The organism is Cyclonatronum sp. (genome assembly GCF_022565315.1).
Lineage (GTDB): Bacteria > Bacteroidota > Rhodothermia > Balneolales > Cyclonatronaceae > Cyclonatronum.
In genome coordinates this window covers 1-7,434 of record NZ_JAIUMX010000148.1, presented here as the reverse complement: position 1 = coordinate 7,434, position 7,434 = coordinate 1, and the positions used below count along the sequence as shown (strand labels likewise).

Sequence of the window (7,434 nt, the reverse complement as noted above, 5' to 3'; positions counted from 1 at the left end):
TAAGCTCCCCAGCGCCAATGGTACTGCATCCGCGGAAGAGTAGGTCGCCGCCTCATCATCCTTTCTCTATACAACAAAAAGCTCTGTCCCTAATATCCGGTACAGAGCTTTTTTTGTGAAAAGAAGTCGCTTACTTCATGCAGCCCGCCTTATCTTAGCACGCACTTATCATTTAGTACAATACTCATTACAGCAGAAATTATATGTCTTACCCCATTCGTAATATTGCCATTATTGCACACGTAGATCATGGTAAAACTACCCTTGTTGATCAGCTTCTTAAACAAAGTGGTACATTTCGGGAAAATCAGGAAATAGCCGAACGTGTAATGGATTCAGGTGATATTGAACGGGAACGCGGTATTACTATCGCAGCTAAAAACACTGCAGTAATTTGGAAAGGTGTTAAAATTAACATCGTAGATACACCCGGTCACTCTGATTTCGGCGGTGAAGTAGAGCGTATTCTAAAAATGGTTAACGGGGTTATTTTGCTTGTTGATGCTGCTGAAGGCCCGCTTCCTCAAACCCGTTTTGTACTTCGTAAATCTCTCAACCTTGGGTACCGGCCTATTGTAGTGATTAATAAAATTGACAGGCATGATGCACGTGCTGAAGATGTACTCAATGAAGTATTCGACCTGTTTGTTAACCTTGAGGCAACCGATGAACAGCTCGATTTTCCGGTTTTATATGCCGTTGGTATCAAGGGTATCGCTAATTTCAATCTGGATGACCTGGGAACAGATCTTAACCCGCTTTTTGAAACAGTTGTTAAACATGTTCCCGAACCGGAGCGGAACCTCGCTGAACCGTTTAAAATGCTCGTCAGTAATGTTGAGTGGAATGATTATGTGGGCCGTATTGCAATTGGCCGGGTGGAGCAGGGTGTTGTTAACCGGAATCAGCAAATTGTACTGCTTGACCGCAACGGAAATGTAAAGCAGAAAGCACGGGTAACGAAACTGTTTTCTTATGCAGGTCTTGAAAAAATAGCGGTCGATAAGGGTGAAGCTGGCGATATCATTGCCCTTGCAGGATATGAGGATACGAATATAGGCGATTCACTGGTTGATGAACAGGACCTCGTGCCAGTACCTTATTACGATATTGATTTACCTACTATTTCGATGTTTTTCCGGGTAAATGATTCCCCGTTTGCAGGGCTTGAAGGTAAGTTTGTGACTTCAAATCAAATACGTGACCGGCTCATCAAAGAGCTTCGTACGAATGTTTCCCTCAAGGTATCGCCAACGGAGAGTCCTGATGTTTACCGGGTAGCCGGCAGGGGAGAACTTCAGCTTGCTATTCTGATTGAAAGTATGCGCCGGGAAGGGTATGAATTTTCAGTATCACGACCTGAAGTTATTTTCAAAGAAGAAGGCGGTCAGGTGTATGAGCCTGTAGAGGAAGTAATTATTAATGTTCCGGAAGAATACTCAAGTCGTGTAATTGATATCCTGCTTATGCGTAAAGGTATTATGGAATCGATGTCGCAGGAACTTGAAAATGTGCGCCTTGCTTTTAAGGTCCCCTCTCGCGGGCTGATTGGTTTTCGTAATGATGTACTCACGGAAACCAAAGGTATGGCATTAATTCACCAGCAGTTCTATGATTATGAACCGCACCGGGGTGAAATGCCGGGCCGTAAAAACGGATCAATCGTCTCTCTCGATAAGGGTCAGGTTACGTCCTATGCCCTGGAAGGCCTGCAGGACAGAGGTCAGTTTATGGTGGAGATCGGTGTGGAAGTTTATGCCGGCCAGGTAGTCGGAATAAACAACCGTTCTGACGATTTACTTGTGAACGTTGTTAAACGTAAGAACCTGACCAACCACAGAGCTGCGCAAACGGCTGATACCGTTCGTATTAATACCCCGCTCAGGTTTTCGCTGGAGCAGTGCCTGGAATACATTGAAGATGATGAACTGCTGGAAGTAACCCCGAAGAGCCTCCGTATTCGTAAAAAATACCTGGATCATAATGAGCGTAAACGTCAGAAAAGTACAGCTAATGTGTAATCTGTAGCGGCGGCATAACAGGGCCCGGTTACATCATTTCAAAAAACTTTCTGCGTTCATTCAGATATTTCTGAAAATAAAGCCGGAGCTGCTCATGCTCCGGCTTTTTTAGTTCAGGATCATCAGCGAGAAGTAGTTTCACCTGTGCAGCTGCTTCCTGAAGCAGAGCTTCATCTTCAACGAGGTCAGCAAATCGGAATTCTGGTACACCGCTTTGCCTGGTTCCCAAAAAGTCGCCGGGACCGCGCAGGCGCAAATCAGCCTCACTGATTAAAAACCCGTCATTGGTTTCTGTCATCACCCTGAGGCGTTCACGTCCGGTTTTGGATTGTTTAGGGCTGGTTATGAGGATACAGTAACTTTGCCGGGAGCCCCGCCCGATGCGCCCTCTAAGCTGATGAAGTTGTGAGAGTCCGAAACGTTCGGCATGCTCAATTACCATTACTGAGGCATTTGGTACATTAATACCAACTTCAATTACAGTAGTGGAAACGAGGATAGCCGTATCGCCCGCCTCGAAAGCCTGCATCACAGCTTCCTTTTCATCAGCTTTCATTCTGCCGTGAAGCAGCCCTATGCGGTGAGCAGGAAACCTTCCTTTAACCGTTTCGAACCCATCCATAGCATTTTCAAGATCAAGCGCCTCAGATTCTTCAACAAGGGGATATACGATGTACACCTGACCACCGTCAGTTAGGACAGTATCTAAAAACTGATATACATCTTCCCGTTTGGTATCCGGTCGGATGCCTGTTTTAATCGGTTTCCGGCCTGAGGGCAGGCCTTTAATTACTGAAATATCAAGTTTACCAAAAACCGAAAGGGCCAGGCTTCTTGGAATAGGAGTGGCGGACATGGCCAGGGTGTGCGGAGGAATACTGGCACTGGAAAACCGTGCCCTTTGTTCAACACCAAAACGATGTTGTTCATCAACAACAATTAAGCCCAGCCGGGGTAGTTCCACACCCTCCTGAATGAGGGCATGGGTACCGGCAATAACCATAGGGCTACCAAGTGCAGCTGCATTCAGAATTTCTTTCTTTTGTGAGCTCTTCCGTTTACCGGTAAGCAGTCGGATGTCAACGCCAAGCGGGTTAAGGTAGCTGAAAAGGGTACGGTAATGTTGTTCCGCAAGAATTTCCGTTGGTGCCATAAATATGGCCTGATAGCCGTTATCGAGCATCATCAGAATTGCGCCAATAGCAACTATAGTTTTGCCGGAACCTACGTCTCCCTGAATCAGGCGGTTCATCAGTCTGCCGCTTCCAAAATCTGTTCGGATATCCTTCAGTGCATTAACCTGCCCGGCAGTAAGTTCAAAAGGCAAAACCTCATTGAAGAAAGTTCTGGTAAGTTCTCCGGGGCCGTTAAAGTGTAGTTGTGCAGGTTTGCTCGCGGATCGTAATTTCAGGGTGTGAACTGCAAGTTCAAAGAAAAATAGTTCTTCAAATTTAAGATAAACCCGGCCAGCATTAGCCTGTTTAAGGTTCTCAGGGGAATGAACATAAAGATATGCCTGATGGCGTGTTGTAAGCTTAAGGCGCAGGCGAACACTTTGGGGTAGCAGATCAGGAAGCGTATCCCGGCTCAGGAGCTGAAGGGCCCATTGCTGAAACTGCTGACTTCCGAGCCAGACTTTCTTAAAAAAATTGTTTGATGGGTAAACGGGAATGGTACCTACCGTTTTGGTAAGCTGAGAGTTGTCTTTAATTTTTTCCACATCCGGGTGTGCGATACTGAGCCATGCACCGAAGCGCTGCACTTTTCCGAAAACTGAAATTTCATCACCGGGGGAAAGTAGTTTTTTGAAATAAGCTGTACCTCTGAACCAAACACACTTAAGCCGCCCGGTACTGTCTTCGACTATAACTTCAAGGCGTTTATCGGCCTGCCTGATATCTTTAACTGTACCGATAATGGTAGCTTCTTCACCGCTGCCTTTAAGCATACCCACAGAAGAAACTGAATTACGGTCGAGATAGCGCCTTGGAATAAAATCAAGCAGATCCTGATCAGAACGGAGATTATGAGCGTGAAGTGCCTTAAGCCGGGGGATAGAAACGGGAATAGAGAAACTCATAATTGATATACTGTACTGTATCTTAGTAACAATAAAGTAACTGTAAAACCGGTGAATATGTGCTGTATTGCATACTTTTTGTATTGCAGGGGTGCAGAGAAGGGTAAGGAGTGATATTTAATTAGCATTGATAAATGAGAAGCTTTATATTACCAGTCTTTGGATTTTTAAAGAAGTTACTCACCAAAATCATTTCAGAGTGCCTACAATACAGCAATTAATTCGCAAAGGCCGCAAGAGCAAGAAAGTGAAAACTACTGCTCCGGCTCTTCAGGCATGCCCTCAGCGTCGGGGAGTGTGTACACGTGTGTACACCACAACACCCAAGAAGCCTAATTCGGCATTACGGAAGGTAGCTCGTGTGCGCCTGACGAACAAAATGGAAGTTACTGCATACATCCCCGGAGAAGGTCATAACCTTCAGGAGCACAGCATTGTGCTGATCCGTGGTGGTCGTGTTAAGGATCTGCCCGGTGTTCGTTATCACATCATTCGCGGCGCCCTTGATACAGCAGGCGTAAATGCCCGCAAGCAGGGACGCAGCCTGTACGGTACCAAGCGCCCCAAGGCCGCTAAAGGTTAATCAATCAGTATTTTAAGACCACAGCTTAACTATGCGCAGAAAAACAGCAGAACAGCGTCAGGTCGTAGCAGACCCGCAATTCAAGGATAAAACGGTAACCCGTTTTGTTAACTGCCTGATGAAAGACGGCAAAAAAAGCGTAGCACGCAAAATTCTGTATCAGGCTTTCGAGATTATCGAAGAAAAAACCGGTAAGCCGGGTATCGAAATTTTCCGTGCGGCACTTACCAATGCTGCTCCAATGATTGAGGTAAAAAGCCGGCGCGTTGGCGGTTCAACTTATCAGGTACCAATTGAAGTCCGTCAGGAAAGAAGTGCTGCCCTTAGTATGAGATGGATCATTCGCTCGGCTAAAAACCGCAATGATAAATCGATGGCCGGCCGGCTCTCTCGTGAACTTATGGATGCTGCCAATAATGAAGGCGGCGCGGTTCGCAAGCGCGATGAAACCCATCGTATGGCTGAAGCTAACAAAGCATTTGCCCATTTCAGATTTTAATACAACACCCCCACTATTCCAATGGCTACAAAAGCAATAGACGCCCTTAAGAAGACGAGAAATATCGGCATCATGGCCCATATTGATGCCGGTAAAACGACCACTACCGAGCGTATTCTCTTTTACACCGGTATTTCTCACAAAATCGGAGAAGTACACGAAGGTGATGCAACGATGGATTGGATGGAGCAGGAGCGTGAGCGTGGAATCACGATTACCTCTGCAGCTACAACCTGTTTCTGGCAGGACCACCGCATCAACATTATTGATACCCCCGGTCACGTTGACTTCACTATTGAAGTTGAACGCTCCCTGAGGGTACTTGACGGAGCTGTTGCTGTATTCTGTGCCGTTGGCGCTGTTCAGCCTCAGTCTGAAACTGTATGGCGTCAGGCCAATAAGTACAAAGTGCCCCGCATGGCTTTTGTAAATAAAATGGACCGCACAGGGTCTGACTTTTTCAATGTAATTGAACAGATGAAAAAGAGACTCAAGGCTGTACCTGTACCCCTTCAGATTCCGATTGGAAATGAAAGTGATTTTAAGGGCGTAGTTGACCTTATCGAAATGAAAGGTATCGTTTGGAACGACGAAGCCATGGGTGCTGCATACGATACCATCGAAATCCCGGCTGAGCTTCAGGAAAAAGCTGAAGAGTACCGCAAAATCATGATTGAGGCTATTGCAGATCATGATGAAGAGCTGATGGAAAAATACCTTATGGAAGAGGAAATCGGTATCGAAGAAATCGAAGCCGCTATCCGTAAAGCTACCCTTTCACTGGCCATCAACCCCGTACTTTGCGGCACAGCTTTCAAAAACAAAGGCGTTCAGACCCTGCTCGACGCAGTTGTGAAGTTTATGCCTTCTCCGGTTGATATCGATGCAATCGATGGTGTAGATCCATCTGACGAAACTGTAAAAATGAAAAGAAAGCCGGATTACGACGAGCCTTTCGCGGCCCTGGCTTTTAAAATTGCTACCGACCCCTATGTAGGTAAGCTCACATTTATCCGTGTGTACTCAGGTACACTTGATGCCGGTTCTTATGTGATTAACACCTCTACAGGTAAAAAAGAACGTATTGGCCGACTGCTGAAAATGCATGCCAACAGCAAAGAAGACATCAAGCAGGTTCGTGCCGGTGATATCTGTGCAGCTGTAGGTATCAAAGAAGTACGTACCGGCGACACACTTTCTTCTGATGCATCTCCGATTCTTCTTGAGAAAATGATCTTTCCTGAGCCCGTTATTAAACTTGCTGTTGAGCCTAAAACCAAGGCTGATAACGATAAGCTTACAATGGGTCTGGCCAAACTTGCAGAAGAAGATCCGACATTCAAGACCAATGTTGACGACGAAACCGGACAAACTACCATTGCCGGGATGGGTGAGCTTCACCTGGAAATTATCGTTGACCGTCTTAAGCGTGAGTTTAAGGTTGAAGCGAATGTTGGTAAGCCTCAGGTATCGTACCGCGAAACCATTACCAAGAGCGTTACCCACCGTGAAACCTACAAGAAACAAACCGGTGGCCGTGGTAAATTTGCTGATATTCAGTTTGAAATTATCCCGCTTGAAGGAAATACCGGTTTCGAATTCCTGAATGAAGTAACCGGTGGCAATATCCCGCGTGAATACATCAACCCTTGTGAGAATGGCTTCAAAGCTGCGCTTACCAATGGTATTCAGGCAAATTACCCGGTTGAAGGGGTTAAAGTAAGACTCTTCGACGGTTCATACCACGATGTGGATTCCGATGCCCTTTCATTTGAAATCTGTTCCAAACTTGGTTTTCGTGAAGCTGCCCGTAAGGCAGGCCCGATTCTGCTTGAGCCGATTATGGCCGTAGAAATTATTACCCCGGAAGATTACATGGGTGATATCATGGGCGACCTCAACGGCCGGCGCGGTATGATCGGAAGCATGGAGAACAAAATCGAAGGTACAGTTATTACCGCAGAAGTGCCTCTCTCTGAAATGTTTGGCTATTCGACACACCTGCGTTCTATGTCGCAGGGCCGTGCGGTTTACTCCATGGAATTCAAAAAATTCGCTCCGGTACCTGACTCCATTGCGAAAACAATTCTTGAAGACAAATAAGTACTACTAATTTTTCAGATCATGGCAAAAGAAACATTTTCACGCGATAAGACACACGTCAACATTGGTACAATCGGCCACGTTGACCACGGTAAGACGACTCTTACGGCAGCCATCACCAAGGTGATGTCAGCTACCTACGGCGGTC

The 7,434-nt window shown here is 46.1% G+C and carries 6 protein-coding genes; 5 read left to right on the top strand and 1 reads right to left on the bottom strand.

Features of this window, described 5'->3' with window-relative positions; all coding sequences use genetic code 11:
- Window positions 1-203: 203 nt before the first annotated feature.
- Window positions 204-2,021, top strand: a complete 1,818-nt coding sequence (typA, locus tag LAT75_RS14575) for a translational GTPase TypA (RefSeq protein WP_291483413.1) — start codon at window positions 204-206, stop codon at window positions 2,019-2,021.
- A 28-nt stretch (window positions 2,022-2,049) separates the two neighbouring features.
- On the opposite strand, the gene recG is transcribed toward typA, so the two are convergent.
- Complete coding sequence (gene recG / locus LAT75_RS14570; protein WP_291483412.1) at window positions 2,050-4,101, bottom strand: ATP-dependent DNA helicase RecG; 2,052 nt, start codon at window positions 4,099-4,101, stop codon at window positions 2,050-2,052.
- Window positions 4,102-4,300: 199 nt separating this feature from the next.
- Here recG and rpsL point away from each other — a divergent pair, with 199 nt between their 5' ends.
- From rpsL to LAT75_RS14550, 4 genes are all read left to right on the top strand, one after another.
- Window positions 4,301-4,684 carry a 30S ribosomal protein S12 gene (rpsL, locus tag LAT75_RS14565; RefSeq protein WP_291483411.1) on the top strand — a complete coding sequence of 128 codons (384 nt, stop codon included), beginning with the start codon at window positions 4,301-4,303 and terminating at the stop codon, window positions 4,682-4,684.
- A 31-nt stretch (window positions 4,685-4,715) separates the two neighbouring features.
- Entirely contained in the window at window positions 4,716-5,183 is a 468-nt protein-coding gene (rpsG, locus tag LAT75_RS14560; protein WP_291483410.1) for a 30S ribosomal protein S7, read from the top strand.
- Window positions 5,184-5,204: 21 nt separating this feature from the next.
- A complete protein-coding gene (gene fusA, locus LAT75_RS14555; protein WP_291483409.1) occupies window positions 5,205-7,286 on the top strand; it encodes an elongation factor G in 2,082 nt (693 codons plus the stop codon).
- 21 nt (window positions 7,287-7,307) lie between these two features.
- Window positions 7,308-7,434, top strand: a 127-nt coding sequence (locus tag LAT75_RS14550) for a GTP-binding protein (protein WP_291482650.1), incomplete at its 3' end; no start/stop codon positions are given.

Excerpts from the sequence above, each read along its gene's own strand:
- rpsG (WP_291483410.1), top strand. The coding sequence starts at position 4,716 with ATGCGCAGAAAAACAGCAGAACAGCGTCAGGTCGTAGCAGACCCGCAA.
- fusA (WP_291483409.1), top strand. The coding sequence starts at position 5,205 with ATGGCTACAAAAGCAATAGACGCCCTTAAGAAGACGAGAAATATCGGC.
- typA (WP_291483413.1), top strand. The coding sequence starts at position 204 with ATGTCTTACCCCATTCGTAATATTGCCATTATTGCACACGTAGATCAT.
- recG (WP_291483412.1), bottom strand. The coding sequence starts at position 4,101 with ATGAGTTTCTCTATTCCCGTTTCTATCCCCCGGCTTAAGGCACTTCAC.